This window comes from Bacillus sp. SW14, assembly GCF_047608225.1.
In the GTDB taxonomy this organism is placed as follows: domain Bacteria; phylum Bacillota; class Bacilli; order Bacillales; family Bacillaceae; genus Bacillus; species Bacillus subtilis_G.
In genome coordinates, this window is the sequence record NZ_JBLKRW010000001.1 from 2,013,572 (window position 1) to 2,031,623 (window position 18,052).

The window sequence follows — 18,052 nt, forward strand, 5'->3', positions numbered from 1 at the left end:
TATCGCTATGCGACGCGACTATAAATTTAATCGATAGTAAAGTTGTTTTCCATGCATAACCATTTGATCACGTCCAGGTTTATATTGTCACTGTTCCATATCTTAGTGATGTTGTTACTGTACTCCCCAATATTGATTCCATAAGCAAGAGTTAGTGCTTCATAGATGTTCCTGCTATTAATCTCTTGTTTCTGGGCTACTGACATTTCATAATACAACGGAACGATGTTCTCCATATTACGTTTGGCAATATTGACGATTAACTCATCAGAAATAATTAAGGCCTTATCCCCATCATTGTCAAACTGCAGCAGTTTCGATATCGGATCATGAATGCTGGTATAAACACCTGGGGTAATAAACCACTTTTCATATTCCTCATCTTTTTTGTTCCATCTAACACCATGCTCTCTGAATAGGTGAGGGGAGCGGAGGATATCAACATGCCCTTCATCATATAAAGAACAATAAACATTGTTGCCGGTGAGAAGTCCTTTTGGATTCTCAATCCCAAGAAACAGTCTTTCACAAAAAGCATATAGATCTGGGCATAAATACGTATACCTAGCATCACTGACAAGTAATTTTCCTGATTTGGCGTCCTTAATCATACTCTTTTTCTTATTCTTAATGATTTCTTTAGTGTGATCATCATTTAACAGCTCTGGATATATCAGTAGAGCTTCTTGAAGGCTTGTTTTATGTTTATTTTTCTCGGTAGCCCCCAGAACTTTCATCATGGTTCCTTTATCAGTGCCTAATTGAGTAATCTCTCTGACAGTCTTTGAGCTGATTTGGTTCAATTCCTCATCTGTGATATCAGTGAGTGTTTGTAGCATTTGGTAAGTCAGTTTTCCCTCAACAGATGGATCTTCTTCATTTAATTTAGCTCCTAAACATCCATACTTTTTAAATTTAGAGCGATAATCATCCCAAGAATCATAGTACTTCCACATCTTAAACTGGCTTTTCGTAAAAATTATTTGGATATCATCTTTAATAATGTCCCATTCTTTACCGTAGACGTCCTTAACTGTAAATGAACTGTGTTTTTCAGCAAACTTCCTAAAATCAAATGGAACTAGTAGACCCTTAACCCAAGGCAATCTGACCATAAAGCTTTTCTGGCTCAAACTAGGAAGCATCATTCCACAACCATCTGTATGTTCTATAGGAATATCCATAACTTTACGAGTGATTTCATATGTATCACGGTCAATATAATCAACCTGGCTGGTAACGTTTGTTTCTAAGTCATTTACGACAATTGCTTTATCAATATCAATTTCCCATGGACTACTTGCGCTATTCGATAAGGCCATGTAGCTATTCCATTTGTTTATGCTGCTCCCACCTTGAGCATTGATTTGCTCCGCACTAAGACCACAAGTTAAAGCATTTTGATACTTATGTAAGGTGCTTTGCTTGATAAAACAAGATTTTTTTGTTCGTATTTGACCAGCACTACTAGTGAAATAAACGTATTTCTCATTGTTATGTATGAATCCTTTATCAATAATGTCCCTTAAAATTTGAAAGTGATAAGTTTGGACAACCATGATCTCTTCAGAGAGAGAGTTTTCTTTGATTCCCAATGTTCGAGTTAAGACTGAATCAAATAATGAAATCACATTATTATCTTTCAGGGAATCTGTTCTAAGTGTTCTTATTTGAATATGATCGTTAAAGGCGTTATAAAGCTTTTCTTTTAAGGAAATAATCCTTTGCGTTATGTACTTCTTATGTTTTTTATCAACATGTTCAAGTTTTTTGAGATGATCTCTGTACCTATATGATTTTAAAATCTTGTTATGTAATTTGTTTTCTTGATCATTATAAAAAGCAGAAGTATCAATACTGTAAATATGTACTTGCTTATTAAGACCGTCTTTTTTTCCTTTCAATAAATTCTCCCCTTATTACTATTATGCATATTTTTTGATTTAATAGCCGCTTTTTAGATACTTATGTACAAGATTTTTGTATGTATAGCTCTGTTTATCGATTGTTCCAAAAAGTTTATAGTCCTCATAAAGAGTGTTTTCTTCTTGTGAAGCAGTTTCTTCAATAATAGTAGTCTCTAAAAATCCAATTAAATTACTAAACATGTACGTTACTTTCTTTGAATCCTTTTGCATTATCTCACCTCCTCACCTATGAGATGATTATATACATATTATTTGTATTTGTATATTGTTTTTTTGCTAGTATGTTAACAGCTCCAGGTTATTGAGATGAATTGTGAGGCATATAGAGAAGGGGTGATTATCGTAATCTAAAAACATGCTTATCGTAAAAATTATTATAGAGTTCAAAAAGCCAGTAAACGTAAGGTTATTTGCTGTATCGAATGGTGATTAGGGGACAAACGATCGTAAAACATAAGTGAGAGTAGGGGAAAGTGGTTGCTTTATCTAAATATTGAAGAAATCGAGTAAATTTGAAGAGGGGAAAACGTTGATATTTAAGGCTTTTACGATAGCGATTACGATGTGAAAAAGTGTGATTTTGAGGTGGAATTAGGAAAATGAAAATTTGGATAGGGTGTGGAAATGGAAGTGCTATGGGTACATCTGTTCCCTTAATTTTACCATTAGATGTAAATATACCCCCATATATTGGTATTGTAATACGTGTATAAGGTACATTATACGTGCATTTGATGATTTGGGTAGGTCTACAACAGTGCTAACATAATTCCAGGCCAAACACAAGAATAAATTTAAAAAAATAAATTGATTAGTAATTTGAAAATGAATAACCATTCATTAAAAATAATCGTATTTATAACGAATCCGAGGGAATCGAAGACATATTTATTTTAACCTTATCCTCACCACTATACTTATCCTTATATCCAATCATATATCCTACACTAACCTCATCCGATTCCCACATCATATACACAACTCATCATCAGTCATCCAACCTAATCACACTCACACGCTCTCAGAATCAATATAATACCTCTCTAAGCATCCTTAATCAATTCCCAATCCAATTACATTCTTGTTCATTCAAACAGCAAACAAAGCATCTCAACCACCATCCATCAACACATAAATAACTTACCACAAATATAAAAAATATGTATATAAAAATCATGAATTATGTTATAATAGAGTCATAGGAAAGGAGGTGTACATAGTGCTTGAGAAAGTGGGTATCATAGTTGCTTTCCTCATATCTTTAACGGTTCTTACAATCAACAGTCTAACAATAGTTGAGAAGATAAGAAACCTAAAGAATGGGACAAGCAAAAAGAAAAAGCGTACACGTAAGCGACTCCGTAGCAAGAGACAACGCAAACGTATACGCAGATGAGTACCAAGCTAAAGGGGAATGAACTTCTCCTTTAGTTCCTACCCATATTATAACATGATCAAGCACATTGTAAACATGAAACGATTCTCATTATGGTTTACCCATATCACATTCATTGGCTTATTCTTAATGTTTCAACTCATTAAGGATTACTTCAGCAGCGAAGCACAAACACTAATCAATATAATATTCATAGTCACATGTATCATTGCCATATTGTTGTGGATCATCTATTTTGCATTCCTTAAACTAAGAAACAAGTCACGCTAATCTTATAGGCCTCATGGTATAATTAAATCATTGAGGTGAGATGAGTGGAGAATAAATTCCTGGATGCTATTCAGCAGTTCACTAAGGAATTGGAAATGCTCAAGAAAGATATTGACTCCATCAAAGAAGCAACAGTCAGAATTGATAAAGACCTTTTAGAGTACAGAGAAGAGATAAGCAAAGTTAAACAAGATGATTCTTGCTAATCAATCAGCGAACAGATAAGGATAATTAAATATGCGTTATAAATAAGGGAGCGGTAAGGCAATTATCGTTCCTTATTTTTGAATGCAAAATTAAAATATAAGGAGGATATATGGAGAAAGTTAAAGTGATTGATTCTATTATGGGATCTGGTAAAACAACTTACATTATTAAGATGATGAATGAGGCACCAAAGAATGAGCATTTTATCTTTATCACACCATATCTTGATGAGGTAACAAGAATAAAGAGGTCGTGTACGAATAGAAAGTTTTATGAACCAAAAATACATAGTGAGGAAGGGGAAACGCTTTATAAACTGGATTCGTTACATAAACATTTAGCAGATAACAATGACATTGTAACAACTCATGCTTTATTCAGTATGGCTAATGAAACAACTAAAGAATTGATTTACTCAGGCAATTATACTCTTATCCTGGATGAAACTATGGAAGTGGTTAAGAAATTAAATATATCCAAGGATGATCTGGATATGCTGTTCCAAAATGAATGGATTAAAAACAATAATGGCACAATCATTTGGAATGATGAACAAGAAAGAAACCTTAATAGGGAATATAAAGGAGAGTTCCAAACGCTTAAACATTTGGCCAAGAGTAAAAACTTAATATTGCATAATGAGTCTGTATTGTTTTGGCAGTTTCCTGCAGACATCTTTGCCCAATTTAAACAGGTCTATAATCTTACATATTTGTTTGATGCTCAGATTCAGAAATATTATTATGACATTAACGGAATAGAGTATGAACTTTATGCAGTAGTCAAAGACAATGACAGTTATAAATTAATGCAGCACAGTAGGCAATTTGATAAAGCAAAGAAGGATGTCCTAAGACATAAAATTAAAATATATGAAGGTGACTTGAATAAGATTGGTGATGATTATTATGCATTATCAAAAAACTGGTTTGAAAAACGTTCAGTGTTACATAAACGGCTTAAGAATAATATTCTGAATTACTACCAGAATATACTTAAATCAAAGTCTAAGGATAATCTTTGGACAACTTTTAAATCACATAAAAGTAAACTAAGTGGGAAAGGTTATACGAAAGGCTTTTTAGCCTGTAACATCAAAGCAACGAACGAATACAGTCACAAAAAATCTTTGGTTTATTCAATAAATAGATTCGTTAATCCTGCAATTGATGATTATTTTAGATCCAAGGGAATAATCATTAACGAGGACAATTTTGCTCTATCTGAGATGATTCAATGGATTTGGAGATCAGCTATAAGAAATGGACAGGATATTAATATATATGTCCCATCATCACGAATGAGAAAGCTGTTAAAAGATTGGTTAGAGAACGAGAGATAAGGATAGTGTATGAAAAAAAAAGCAATAAATCGTTTTTGAAACCCTTGGTACATAAGGGTTTTATAGGGGTCTCTCGTAGAAGAAAAGAAGTAAATAAATTAAATAATAAAATAAGAGAATGGGGGTGCTGCTAATTGTTCAAAACGGTTCGTTCCTCACCTGAACAATTTTTGCTCACACCACCCCCAAACCCCCTCATGAGCAATTAGTATTTAACACTATAACAAATACAAAAAATATGTATAAATGTATTGATTATTATTGGTTATCAAGATATAATATAATTAACAAATACAAAAAATATGTATAACAATAATTAAAGAGTGGAGAGGTTGAAAATGACAGTTGTTTTAAGAATTAATGAAGAGTTAAACGGAATTGAACTTTATTTTGATAGTAAACCAGAACAAGAGGTATTAACTCATCTTAAATCAAACGGTTTTCGATTCTCTGGATTCAAAAAATGCTGGTGGAACAAACGGACAGAAAAATCAATGCAGGTCGCTAATGACATTACCAAACAAAAAAATACATCGTCTAACACAATCACTAACATCAGCAAGAAAGATAAGGGTGTGAAAATGAGTCTGTGGGATGCAACGAAATGGAATGAGTTCGAGGTTAACAAGGAACAGGAAGTTAAAGAAATGGCAAAGGAAATAAGAAAGCATGTAAGACAACGTTTCCCACAATGCAAATTCTCTGTTACTACTGGGGGAAGCTATTTACATAGCACTATTAACATCAAAATCAAATCAAGTCCTTATGAAAAAGGCTCAGCTTATTTGACTGCGATTTATGATTATTGCAACAGTCTTTTAAACAATTATCGCCATTGCTACAGCCCAGCAGATCCGTACACTGATTACGCAGGTAGTTACAACTTTTATGGTCATGTTTCATTAGACTGGGAATACAAAGAGACAGAACAGACAGAGGAAATTAAAGAAGAAATGGCACTGTTCGATTCAAAGATGGAAGAATTCGAAGAAGCCGAGAAAGAGAAAAAAGAAAAAGAATTTCTGGAATATTTAAAAGAGCAAGAGCTCAAAAATGCTGAATATAAGAGACAGCAACAAGAAGAAAAGAAACAAGTCGAAAATATCTATAGCAGCATTGTAGTAAAACAACTGAATGAAGATCAGGAGTATTGTGTTATTGATGCACAGTTTGCGAACTTAAACAAGAATTGCACACTCGATCAATATAAAGACGAGGTTGCAAAAGGTGACTTCAGACTTAAAAATGTAAAAATTACAAAAGAAGTACATTTCAATACTGAAGAAGCTTTAAACAACTTTTCTAACATGCTTTTAAATGATTTTGATTTTCTTGCGGAAACAGGAGGCAGCTTTACAGAGGATAATAGAATCAACTCAATGATTGATTATTACAATATGGACGATCTAGAAAAGAATACAGTTAAATGGAATTTATATGGTGTAGGAGTGTACTACGGCGGGAAATTGCAATTTATTGTAGACGCTCAAGGCTATTCTTATGCAAGATACGTTGGTTTAGTGGACAATGCAAAAATTGAAAAGTCAATTTCTCATAAGCAAGCGTTAAAAGAAGGAGAATTAGACGAGTTAAAATATCAAGCAGATATGTTAGAAGATATTTCAACTTCGGTCATTGAAGAATTAAATATATTTGAGACTTGGAAAAAGGAAGACTGGAACAAATACAAATCTTTATTTAAAGAAAAGTTAAAAATAAAAAGTTTGAAGTTGAATAAAAATATTATCCAGCAAGTAGAAATTGAAGAATTGAAAATTTCTTTATACAGAATTCTCCAGGAAGTTGACAGTATTCAAGAGCAATTCAAAAATGCTGAACTTGAAAAAGGTGAAAAATATACTCTATTCTACATATCTGATTTTGGGTCTTTGATTACCGAAAGAGTAACATATGATAGTTATCAGCCAATGAAATATGCTCAATATGATAATGCAATCAAGTTGACATACAAACCCGAAAATAAAAGAAATTTATATTATCGTCACTTCTATTCAGATTTATTGATGTTCAAAGGGTGGCACTCACTACCCGATACAGTATTGAATAATGTTGAGGTTAGACCAGAGGGGATCAAAATAATTCATAGTAAGTACCACTCTTGTGACAAAAGACAATTTGATGAGGTTTTAGATTACTTAAACGAAAAAAGCTTCAAACCTTTAATTAATACTTATAAGCCTAGTCTATAAAATGAGGGGGGATGGGTTAATATCTCATTCCCTTATAAAAAAGGAGATCGAAATGTTTAAAGATAATCTGGATTTTTATCCAACACCAACGCAATTAATCAGAAAAATGACATCAAAAATAGAGTGGAAGCATATTAAGTCTGTTTTAGAGCCGTCAGCAGGTAAAGGGAATTTGGCAGAAGCCATTTACAATCAATTTAAAAACACAAACAATTATAGAAGGAATTCGAAATATGACATTGACACAATTGAACAAGATGAAAACTTACGGCACATACTTAAAGGCAAAGATTATAGAGTGATAGCGGATGATTTTCTGACGTTTAGAACATACAAGAAGTACGATTTGATTTTTATGAATCCACCTTTTAGCAGCGGTGTTAAGCACTTATTAAAGGCGATTGATTTAATTGAGAACCAACAAAGATCAGGCCAAATTGTTTGCTTGTTGAATGCCGAGACATTAAAAAATCCTTATTCAAATGACAGGAAATTTCTGATTCGTAAGCTAGAGGAAATAAACGCAGAAGTTGAGTACATTCAAAATGCTTTTTCGAACTCAGAACGAAGTACAGAAGTTGAAACGGCACTAATATACATAAGTATTAAAAAACAAGAATATAGCAGTGTTCTAATAGAAGAATTGAAAAAAGATGAGTCTCATAGAGTTAATATGGAATATAAAGCAACACAGTTAGTGAATGCAGACTTTATAAAAGGGATTGTAGAACAATTCAATTATGAAATTAAAGCGGGTTTAAAATTAATCAATGAATACAATAGTTTAAAACCCTTAATGCTGCATAGTTTTAATGATAATAGTACTCCGATATTGAGGCTGCAAATTGATAAGAATAACGAAGAAAATGATATAGAGAATGCATATATAAAACAAATTAGGGCGAAGTATTGGAATACGTTATTTAATAATGATCAATTTATGGGGCTCTTTACAAGCAATCTGAAGCAAACATATTTGCAGAATGTTGAGGAATTAAAAGACTATGACTTTTCTTTATTCAATATCTATACATTAAGAATTCAGATGAGCAAAGAGATGACACAGGGGATAGAAAACACAATACTTAATCTTTTTGAAGAATTTAGCCACAAGCATTACTATGATGAATCATCAAAAAATGTGCACTTATATAATGGGTGGAAAACAAATAAGGCGTACAAGATTAACAAAAAAGTGATTATTCCATTGAACGGTTATAGCTGGCTAGATGGTCGGTATAACCCAACAGACTATAAGGTCTTAGAAAAGTTGAAAGATATCGAAAAAGTTTTCAATTATCTTGACAATGGATTGACAGAGGACATAAATATTGATGAAACTCTTAAATTAACTGAGCATTATGGGGAGACGAAAAAAATAGAATTAAAGTACTTCTATGTAACTTTCTATAAAAAAGGAACATGTCACATCGAGTTTAAAGATGAGGAAATACTTAAGAAGTTTAATACTTTTGGCAGCCAAAAGAAAAGCTGGCTTCCTCCATCATATGGGAAGGTTAAGTATCAAGATATGAATACAGAAGAAAAAGATGTGATAAATGATTTTGAGGGCGAGCAATCGTACAGTGAAACGGTAAATAACAAATCATATTACATCATCGATATATCAGAACTTCTCATGCTTACATCATAAATTCCTTAAATTTAAATAAAATGCATATTTTAAACAGAATGGAGAGAATTAATTTGAGTAAAAGTCAATTAATAAAGGTTGGTTCAACAGTATATTTAAAACCAGTTAATAATGCCGCACGTTATGGAAGAAAAGATATATTAGAGAAAGTTGTGTTAAAAAAAGGAAGGAAATATTTCTATGTTGGAAATACGGGAGAGACAGAAACGAGACGTATGTTTAAATTTTCATTAGAAGATATGACAGAAGTGACAGAATATAGCGCTGACTGGGAGCTTTATTTATCAAAACAAGAGATTATTGATAAGGAAGAGAAGAAAAAGTTAATGTCCGATATACGATCGGTCTTTGATAGATGGTCGACGGTTGATTTAACGTTGGATCAATTAAGAAGGGTGCATGAAATTATCTCTGAATAAAACAACAATTTTATGAAAAAGCTAAGGTTAATTAAAACATTATCAATAAAAAGTAGTGAAGCTTTTCAAACATCGCCCATGGAATCTAAATAAAATAGAAGCACAATTTGTATAAAAATGTATATATTTAAACGGGAAAAAGGTATACTTATATTATAATAAATAATATAAAAATAGGAGATTATTATGCCTAGGACGCCAATTGATTATGAATTTACTGAAGGTGTGTTAAAATTGATGCCTTTAGACTCGAAAAATACAAGTAAAAGAAGTCATTGGATTGCTGAATACGCAAATAATAAAACCGAATGGAATGACGTAGTCATAAAAGATGTTAAATTTATTGAATTATCCGGTGATGGCGCTAATGGCATTGTTCTCAAAAGCATCCAAGAAACTTTAAATAGGAAATGTGCTATTAAGTTTTGGATGCCAAATAAAAAAGCGAAGAACTATAACATAGTTTTTGAACAGTATAGAGAGGAAGTAACTAAATTAGCTAACTTAAATGATCCCTCCATTACAAAGGTGTATGTAGCTGACCAGACTACGGAAGGATATTCCTATTCAATAATGGAATGGGTTGAGGGAGAGACTCTACATAATTGGTTAAAGAATAACAAAAATATATCTTTTTATTTTAGACACTTGTTATTTAAACAGATTATTGAGTCTATAGAAAAATGTCATCAAATTCGTTTATTTCATGGTGACTTACATACGAAAAACATTCTTATTACTGACGATGATACAGGCAATAATGTGTATGATTTTGGGGTTAAGATACTTGATTTCGGCACTAGCTTGTTAACAAAAGCAAATAAACCAGACTATTCCAAACATAGAGAATCAGCTTTGTTGTTAGAAACAACATTAAATGTTATCCATGAAGAGACGCATTTTAACATTCTTGAATTTAGGTATTATGGTTTGAATGGAAAAATAAGTAATAAAGATGATGTTAGGAATTATGATCCTTTGATAATCAGCAGAACATTAAGGAATTTAAACGAAATATTATACGTAATTGCAAATGACGCTTGGACAATCAATGGTCTTGAAGATATAGGAAGATGTTTTGTTACAGCTCCGTACATGAACCTTGATGTAATAATTAATATTATACAGGAAAACGCAGGTAAACAGTTTGTCCGCATATTTTTTGAAATATTACATGATCAATTTTACGAACAATTTTACAGTAGGTTTAATTCGAATCAAATAAATGTAAACTCTTTTTTTCTAATTGAATTATATTATAATCTATTAGGAAAAATAAATAATCCTAATTTGATGAATAAGTTTGAACCATCGTTGGAAATTTTCAATGCTGGAATAAATGAACTCGATTATCAAATAATATTGTCAAACATGCATATTGATATAAGTACATGGTTTGATTTAGCATATACCATGCTTACTTATTCAGAACTAATACATTTTTCGTCTGAATTGCAAAACGTTTTATTCGATGAATTGTTGAATAAATATGAAAAAAATAATAAAAATGCGATTGACCTCATGTGTGATTTGATTAAATTAAGAGATATATTTGATATTAGCCAAAACAAGTGGGCAGAAAAGTTTTTTACGCTGCTGGAAGATCAAGATTAATGAAGGGTCAAGAGAATCTTCGACCCTTTTATTATTAAGTTTGATGATCATTTTAAGTGATCAAAAGTAACCAGAGGTGAACAACAATGATTAAATCAAATTTAAAGCACATAATAGACGAAAGGAAGATCAGTATTAGGCAGCTATCTAGAGATATTGATCATGAATATCCGACTGTCAGAAAGCTTTATCATGACGAAATGGAGCGGTATCCAAGAGATCTGTTAGATAAAGTTTGTACATATCTAAACATCGAGCTGCAGGAATTGCTGATACTCGAAAAAGGTCATAATCATATCGATCGCTCAGGATGAAAATGGTATACTAAAGTTGCAGAGATAGTGGAAACATTTACATATTATTTGAGAGGATAGTTTATAATATGCCAAAAAATTATAGTGAAAGAGGCTTTGTCATATATGAAGAGTTTAGTGACACTCAACAAACAATTGTAAAAGTTCAAAAAAGCTCTTTAGCTGAAGAGAATTGCGTTTTCATTCTAGGAAATAACGGTGTAAGCAGTCATCCAGATAAGTATTTTCCTCCTCATTTAAATGTAGAGCAAGCTAAGCGTGTTATCAAAGCGCTGCAAGAGTTTGTTAGGGATAATGAATAAATTAAGTTTCAATAAAATCGTACTTTTAAGGAGATATTGGATGGACAATTATGAACCAAATATTCAACGTGTAAATACAATAGATAAACGACTTAGGAGATATAGTCTTGATTCAAAGTTAGAATTGTTAAGGGTGCTTTATCACGCAACTAGCCCTTATTTACCAAACGATGATTTTTTGCGAAGTATTTTGCCTCAAAGCCCCTTTAGAAAAAGGGTTAGAGGCAGAGTTTATAATCATGAATTGGCTTACCTCTCTCTAGCTGCAATTGTAAAAGGGGAGTGGAATGGTCAAATAGATGATATTGATTTTAATGCTCTAAAGAAAATTATAGAATTATATAGAGATTATAACGTGCCATTTAGCCATAAAGAAGATAGTAATTTATCAAACGAAGAAATGATTTCGCAATTTTCAGTCCGGACAGGATTACAACAGTTTATTTATCAAAGGTATCCGTTTAGAAGTTTTTACAGATACAATTATTTTTTTAACTTTATAAACTCAAACCTAAATATTAAAGACATCTTTATAAGCGAATTTGGATACTGTTATGAAGATTATTTGTTGTTTGCTTGGGTGCTTTATGTTTATTCTGCAAAATCTACTACCTTTAATCTAGATGGACTAATAAAAAATTGTGTGGAAATACTCGGTTTTTCTGAAGAAAAAGCAAGGAGGATTGTTAGTACATTTTCGATAAATAGAGAGGATTATCAATGTTTATATAAAAAATTTGCAACGGAAGATGCAAATATGAGGATATATGATTTCAACCCTCTTTTATTTAAACCGATTTTAACCTATGGATCAAATAGTTATTTTCCAATGCCGTTTGCTGTATTTATAGCGGTTACTGAAGGATTATATCAACAACTTTGTACGATAAAGGGACTCCAGTTTAAAAGTGACTTTGGAAAACATGCTTTTGAAGATTATGTAGAGCATATACTATCACTACATGAGTATGACTATATAAAAGAGTTTGAATATGAGGTAAATAAGAATAAATTAAGATCGCCTGATTTCATTTTAATTAAAGACGACCATATTATTTTTATAGAATTGAAAGCAAGAGCACCGATGATTAGCCTTAGAACGACAAATAGAAAAAGTTATAAAGAAGAACTTAGAAAATCGTATGGTGCAGCATTAGCCCAATGTTTCAAAAAGGAGAGTCATATTAAAAAGGGATTTTTAAAGCATCCTAAAATTCCACAAAATATTTCAAGGGTATCACATATTGCAATAACACTTGAGGAATTTAATATTGTAGATGGAACAGGGATTGAAGAAGCAATTGCGATGCAAGGAGCTAGAATGAGCGACTCGCAATATCATATAATGAGCACAACTACACTTGAGTCTATTTTAGAGGAAGATGACAGAGACGTTTTTCAATATTGTTTAGACAGGGAACAGGCAGGAACAACAAATACACATTTTTCTGATGCAGATGTAAACAGGGGAAAGACTGAAAATAATAGAGATAAAAATTTAATGAGAGATATTTTGCAAAAAATTATTTAAATGAAACTACGATCATATATTGAAAATTAATTAAAGGAGCAAATTCATGATTGTCTATCACGGAACATCAGAACAACGGGCGCAAAAAATATTAGCTGATAAATTAATTAAACATAAAGTTGATAGAGTCCATACTCTAGAACGTACAAAGACAACGGATGGCTACATATATGTGTCAGACAAATTTTCAGTTTCCGCTTATTTTGGGAACTTAGCAACTATTATTGAGGATACTGAGTCTCCTTATTTTTTTATTTTTGAAATTGAAATCCATAAGGATGAGTTGCTTCCTGATTTGGATGAAACAAATCCAAAAATCAATCTATATTTAGACGAAAGTAAGTCTTATGAAAACCTAGGTGCAGAACAATCATTTAAGCTTTTTCACAGTGCATCAATTAAACGGAATTTAAAACTAGGGGTAGAGGTTAAACGCTACATGAAGCTTCCATCCTCAAGTTTATTTGGTAAAACAGATAGGGATTTAAGAGAATTTTCATTGGAAATCGTAAGATCAGGGAAAAATAAAAAGGATTATCCACTTGAAAATGTCATGCAGAGATTTAGCTGGATATCAGTGGGATGATGCTATCTTTCTATATGATACAGATGAAATTAATAAGCATAGGAGCAACATATAGTGATTAATTTAACCAAGCAGGAAAGTTCACAAGATTTAATAAGTATCCAAGAACAGTGCTTTCAAGAGATAAATTATTTATCAATTTTGATTAGTAAAAAAGAAAAGTGGCTAGATCGGATAATGCTGACAATAATATTTAGCTGGTTATTCACTGCTCCTTGTATCATATTTCTATTCCTGGCACCAATTGAAACACAGAAGATTTTTGCTTGGTCGACAATTATAACAATAATCCTTCACCTAGCTGCTAGGGCACTTAAAAAAGAAATCAAACAACACAAATTAGAAACGGAATATCTTTATAACGTTATAAACGATTTAACTTATCAAATCAATAAACAATACTGATATATCATCCAAAAGAAAATGTAATAGTTTAGGGGGCGAGAACCTGTGTTTTTTGTTTGGTTGTTCATTGTTGCTGTCGGTTTATTATTTATTAAGGTAGGAAAACTAGGCTATAAAGAAGATAAAGGTAGCCAATTAATTCTATTGTTCGGTTGGGTATTAATGATATTTGCTGTATTTTATGCCTTTACATATATGTCAATATGACTTGTTAATCAGGTCTATGATGAAGAGTTTAAAAACTCATGGATAAAGAAACAGCAGCGGGCATGGAAAGGAATTTGACTAACCTGTTCTTCGAAAACAAGTTTAACGTTATTGCCTTTTTCATGTTAATGCGTCTGCTGCCATTTGTAATGAGGATTACAAAATTATATACAAGAGGTTGATTTATGCCTTTGATTGATTATTTTTATGTACTGCAGTTTGAAAACAAGGAATACTTCAAATCATTTAAGTTAGATGAGGACGGTTTTTTGACATCTAGAGACATCCACGGCGCTTCTAAATTGCAAACAATGTATGAAGTCATTGAGGTAGCAAGTGAGCTCAAAACAAAGTGTAATGTACAATGTGAGGTAAGGGAAATACAAGTCGTAAAACGTTAGGGGTGTTCAGGTGTATTGGATAGAGTGGATTGAGGATGAGAAAAAGAAGTGCATTGTTGCAGAAGGTTGGATTGAATGGGCTGCTATACTTGAAGACCTGTATCAAAAGCGATTTGAGTATGTGGAATGGAAACGGCTTTAAGTTCAATAATCCAAAAAGATAAAATGTAATCAGGAGGAATCTATTTGAAAAAAAGCTTAATAAATAGGAAATTAGATAAGGATATTAAAAAAGAGTTTGACTCTATTGGAAGAACATTTGATTCGTATGTGGATTTTGGAGAAGAGATGTATAAAAAGTTATTTGAGGAATTTAAAGAAGATGAACTGAGCACTCCTTTATTTACTATCTTTATACATATACTAAATATGATCGATAGCATATCTATTATGAGCAAAAAGGGAGCTACTGAAGGAATTATTCCGCTATGTAGGTCATTATTTGAAGCAGCAGTTTATTTTGAACATGCGTATACGGAACCGAGAAAAGAAGGAATTATTGCATATTATGTTCATTATATTCAACAAGAGATTAAATATCGAAATATGTTCAATACCTCTACGAATTCAGGGAAAGAAACATTTAAAGTGTTAAGAAAAGAATTGCCTCATTTTAACCTTGATGAAAATTCGTTAGATCATGATAAGACAAAATATTTATATCAATTTCTTGAAAAAGATGAAGTAAAAGAGGTTTATCAGGATTGGATCGAGAAAAAACCCAAGCAATGGTATTCATTATATACAAACTGTAAAAATTTAAGAGAGTTATCTAGGAAGTTAGGAATTGAAACCTTGTATATCATGCTTTATAAAACTGCTTCTGATTTTATTCATGCTGGGGCTACCTTAAGGAACATCAAAGTTTCCGGTGGAAATGGAGGGGTTTCAGTAAGGAATTTTGAAGAAATGCCTTTTTACTGTAACATGGCTTTTTTTATAATAAATAGGGTGTATCAATTAATTAGCCTTGAGCAATTTAATCTTTGGTATCCACAAGAAGCACAGAAAGTAGTGGCTAGAACTAGTCAAATACAGATAAAAGCGGAGTATGAAATTGGAGTTTTGAAATAAGCTTATAGGTTTATAATTGAGACCTCATCTTAAGGAGATGAGGATTATTTTTTATCTTTCATTCAATGATTATTATTGAGGAAGTTAGTTAATGGGAACCGGTATAGGTTTTGGAGCAATTGGGTGGAAAATTGTAGTATAATAGTAATAAAATAATCATTTTATCGAGAGTGAGGTTTCGTTAATGGAGGCAACTATAACATTTAAAAACGGAGAAATAGAAATTATGACAAATAGGAAAGACTCATTCGATGCATATACAAATAAGGGTAAATGAATATGGCAGTTTACAATGCGATGGCAGGTTAAACCTGAGACAGGTCGTTACTTGTATGAGTTTGATGAGGATATCAATAAAAAGGCAGAAGTGACATTTGAGTAAAGTTATTTCATTAAGAGGAGAGTGCAAAATGAAATTTACAAACTATTATAATGATTTTTCAAAAATAATGTCACAGATAGAGGCAAGAAATAGAGCTATCTTGAGGATGACTAACTCATTTTCATCTGCACCACAAAAAAGTATCGTCCATTTGGCGACTAGAAATTCTTTAGTTGCTCCTAAAATGAAGGTAGATGGTATTGTTAAATCAAAAATGATCGAAAAGCAGAAATTAATTGAATCCGCAACAGTATCTTTATCAATGCCTTCAATACCTAAACTACCTCATATCAATATTAAATTACCAAAAATTAATATTGATTATGAGAGAATAGAAAAAGTTACAGACCACAACTCTCTTCATGGATGGACTTTAACAGGAGAAATTCCAACGCATATTTATCTTAATGATGAATTTTTAACTATGAGCCAAGAAGAAATAGATAACTTCTTCTTATCGTATTATGAAGAAAATGATTTTAAAGAGATGAGAGGATTAAAAAGATCGTTGCTAGATGGTTTGGATAAAAAATGGCACGGACTTATAGAAGATTCCTTCTCGCTTTATGAAAATGGTAAATTTAGAATGTTGATACCAACTCTCATGACCATCGTCGAAGGGGAAATAAGCGAAGTAGCTAAAAGCGCAGAAGTTGGCTGGAAGTTGATAGGTGATTTTAAGAATAGTTTTTCAAGTGAAACAGATAAGCTCATAATTATATCTTGCTATTCTGCATTGAAATTCTTCGATAAAAGGCTTTTTAAAAGACACGAATTTTACAAAAATAGAAGAGAAATCATCAATAGGAACTGGGTTCTTCATGGGAGAGATGATCCTCAAAAATGGGGTAAAGCAGATGCTGTAAGACTATTTAACACTCTATCAACAATGCAGTTTATAAAAACTTTAAAATCAGAACCAGAGCCTGCTTAATTTTCGTGTCGTTTTCTTGACACTGTAAAAGTACATAGGATGACGCCAAATGAACTAGTTACTGATTTGTTTATCTTCCTATGCCTTTGATAAAACATAAGCTAAGGGAGTTCACAATACACATTTCATATGCCTTAGGCGTGCGAATACACGAAAACTAAAAAGTATAGATGTATTATAATAGAACTCCGAATATCATTATAGAGAGGTTTAAATGATTTAAAAATGTATAACCTATAAAGAAGGTATATAGTATGAATTATATTTGGATATCAGTCTCGATTATTATTTTTCTATTTGTTTTATTAACTATTACTGTGTTTCTTAAAAATAAAAAACCAACTATGAATAAGCATACAGTTGTCCATACTACTCTGTACTTAATAGAAGCAGTAACAGCTACCACAATTCTTATATATTTATTTGGTATATCAGAAGAAAAACTGAATTTCTTTGAGATATTTAGAAATTATGTCTTTTGTTTTACCGTTTATAATGGTCTATTATATTTTACTTTTAGAATGCACGATACTCTTGTATTAGACTCTCTTACGGCCTTGAGAACTAGGCTTGAGAGATATATGATTCACACTGAATTTGAAAAAAACATTCCAGATGAATTGCTTAAACGAGATAAAAAAGATATATCAAATGAGGGTATTTCTTTCAGACAAAAGGATAGAGAAGAACTAAAACAAATAATCCATTCATGTTATAAGTATAATCTAGGTAAACTGAAACCAAACGATTTAAGATTTATTTTGAAGAAAAAAATAGCTACGATTGATCATGACATAAAATGTTACGGCTTCACATGGATGAACTCCATATTTTTACGAATGTTTAAATAAAATAATTGTGATTCTGATTAAATAA

Annotated in this window: 19 protein-coding genes and 2 pseudogenes; 19 read left to right on the forward strand and 2 right to left on the reverse strand. The window is 31.8% G+C overall.

Translation table 11 applies throughout. The features are described 5' to 3' along the window. Positions 1-29 precede the first annotated feature (29 nt). Positions 30-1,904, reverse strand: a pseudogene (gene yonO / locus ACMX2I_RS10550) (DNA-directed RNA polymerase YonO); the annotation flags it as partial. Positions 1,905-1,943: 39 nt separating this feature from the next. Further along, the gene (locus tag ACMX2I_RS10555) at positions 1,944-2,138 is read right to left on the reverse strand and encodes a hypothetical protein (RefSeq protein WP_414956886.1); all 195 of its coding nucleotides are present in this window, start codon (positions 2,136-2,138) and stop codon (positions 1,944-1,946) included. 1,009 nt (positions 2,139-3,147) lie between these two features. Between ACMX2I_RS10555 and yonT the strand changes: the two genes are divergently transcribed. The 19 genes and pseudogenes from yonT (at position 3,148) to ACMX2I_RS10650 (ending at position 18,027) form a co-directional block, all read left to right on the forward strand. Further along, complete coding sequence (yonT, locus tag ACMX2I_RS10560) at positions 3,148-3,324, forward strand: type I TA system toxin YonT (RefSeq protein WP_014470124.1); 177 nt, start codon at positions 3,148-3,150, stop codon at positions 3,322-3,324. An 18-nt stretch (positions 3,325-3,342) separates the two neighbouring features. After that, positions 3,343-3,594, forward strand: coding sequence for a hypothetical protein (locus ACMX2I_RS10565; RefSeq protein WP_414956887.1), 252 nt, complete (start codon positions 3,343-3,345; stop codon positions 3,592-3,594). A 44-nt stretch (positions 3,595-3,638) separates the two neighbouring features. After that, positions 3,639-3,800 (forward strand): hypothetical protein, encoded by a 162-nt coding sequence (locus ACMX2I_RS10570; RefSeq protein ID WP_106293942.1) that lies wholly within the window; start codon positions 3,639-3,641, stop codon positions 3,798-3,800. Between the two features lie 110 nt (positions 3,801-3,910). Further along, on the forward strand, positions 3,911-5,143 hold the full coding sequence (locus ACMX2I_RS10575; RefSeq protein WP_106293944.1) for a hypothetical protein: 1,233 nt from the start codon (positions 3,911-3,913) through the stop codon (positions 5,141-5,143). Between the two features lie 338 nt (positions 5,144-5,481). Further along, on the forward strand, positions 5,482-7,353 hold the full coding sequence (locus ACMX2I_RS10580) for an LPD29 domain-containing protein (RefSeq protein WP_414956888.1): 1,872 nt from the start codon (positions 5,482-5,484) through the stop codon (positions 7,351-7,353). Between the two features lie 52 nt (positions 7,354-7,405). Beyond that, complete coding sequence (locus ACMX2I_RS10585; RefSeq protein WP_414956889.1) at positions 7,406-9,007, forward strand: DUF4942 domain-containing protein; 1,602 nt, start codon at positions 7,406-7,408, stop codon at positions 9,005-9,007. A 53-nt stretch (positions 9,008-9,060) separates the two neighbouring features. Next, entirely contained in the window at positions 9,061-9,426 is a 366-nt protein-coding gene (locus ACMX2I_RS10590) for a hypothetical protein (RefSeq protein WP_414956890.1), read from the forward strand. 186 nt (positions 9,427-9,612) lie between these two features. Then, on the forward strand, positions 9,613-11,040 hold the full coding sequence (locus ACMX2I_RS10595; protein WP_414956891.1) for a protein kinase domain-containing protein: 1,428 nt from the start codon (positions 9,613-9,615) through the stop codon (positions 11,038-11,040). A gap of 86 nt (positions 11,041-11,126) precedes the next feature. Beyond that, positions 11,127-11,354, forward strand: coding sequence for a helix-turn-helix domain-containing protein (locus ACMX2I_RS10600; protein ID WP_414956892.1), 228 nt, complete (start codon positions 11,127-11,129; stop codon positions 11,352-11,354). A 68-nt stretch (positions 11,355-11,422) separates the two neighbouring features. Further along, the gene (locus ACMX2I_RS10605; RefSeq protein ID WP_414956894.1) at positions 11,423-11,656 is read left to right on the forward strand and encodes a hypothetical protein; all 234 of its coding nucleotides are present in this window, start codon (positions 11,423-11,425) and stop codon (positions 11,654-11,656) included. Between the two features lie 40 nt (positions 11,657-11,696). Further along, on the forward strand, positions 11,697-13,187 hold the full coding sequence (locus ACMX2I_RS10610) for a hypothetical protein (RefSeq protein ID WP_414956895.1): 1,491 nt from the start codon (positions 11,697-11,699) through the stop codon (positions 13,185-13,187). A 46-nt stretch (positions 13,188-13,233) separates the two neighbouring features. Continuing rightward, complete coding sequence (locus ACMX2I_RS10615) at positions 13,234-13,773, forward strand: hypothetical protein (protein ID WP_414956896.1); 540 nt, start codon at positions 13,234-13,236, stop codon at positions 13,771-13,773. A gap of 54 nt (positions 13,774-13,827) precedes the next feature. Continuing rightward, entirely contained in the window at positions 13,828-14,178 is a 351-nt protein-coding gene (locus ACMX2I_RS10620) for a hypothetical protein (protein WP_414956897.1), read from the forward strand. 210 nt (positions 14,179-14,388) lie between these two features. Then, positions 14,389-14,567, forward strand: a pseudogene (locus ACMX2I_RS10625) (hypothetical protein); the annotation flags it as partial. 3 nt (positions 14,568-14,570) lie between these two features. Continuing rightward, positions 14,571-14,786: a hypothetical protein gene (locus ACMX2I_RS10630; protein WP_268388457.1), complete on the forward strand. Its 216-nt coding sequence runs from the start codon at positions 14,571-14,573 to the stop codon at positions 14,784-14,786. Positions 14,787-14,796: 10 nt separating this feature from the next. Continuing rightward, positions 14,797-14,928, forward strand: a complete 132-nt coding sequence (locus ACMX2I_RS10635) for a hypothetical protein (RefSeq protein ID WP_414956898.1) — start codon at positions 14,797-14,799, stop codon at positions 14,926-14,928. Between the two features lie 44 nt (positions 14,929-14,972). Beyond that, entirely contained in the window at positions 14,973-15,860 is an 888-nt protein-coding gene (locus ACMX2I_RS10640; RefSeq protein WP_414956899.1) for a DUF5677 domain-containing protein, read from the forward strand. Positions 15,861-16,270: 410 nt separating this feature from the next. After that, positions 16,271-17,176 (forward strand): hypothetical protein, encoded by a 906-nt coding sequence (locus ACMX2I_RS10645; protein ID WP_414956900.1) that lies wholly within the window; start codon positions 16,271-16,273, stop codon positions 17,174-17,176. A 254-nt stretch (positions 17,177-17,430) separates the two neighbouring features. Further along, positions 17,431-18,027 carry a hypothetical protein gene (locus tag ACMX2I_RS10650; protein ID WP_414956901.1) on the forward strand — a complete coding sequence of 199 codons (597 nt, stop codon included), beginning with the start codon at positions 17,431-17,433 and terminating at the stop codon, positions 18,025-18,027. The last annotated feature ends 25 nt before the right edge of the window (positions 18,028-18,052 follow it).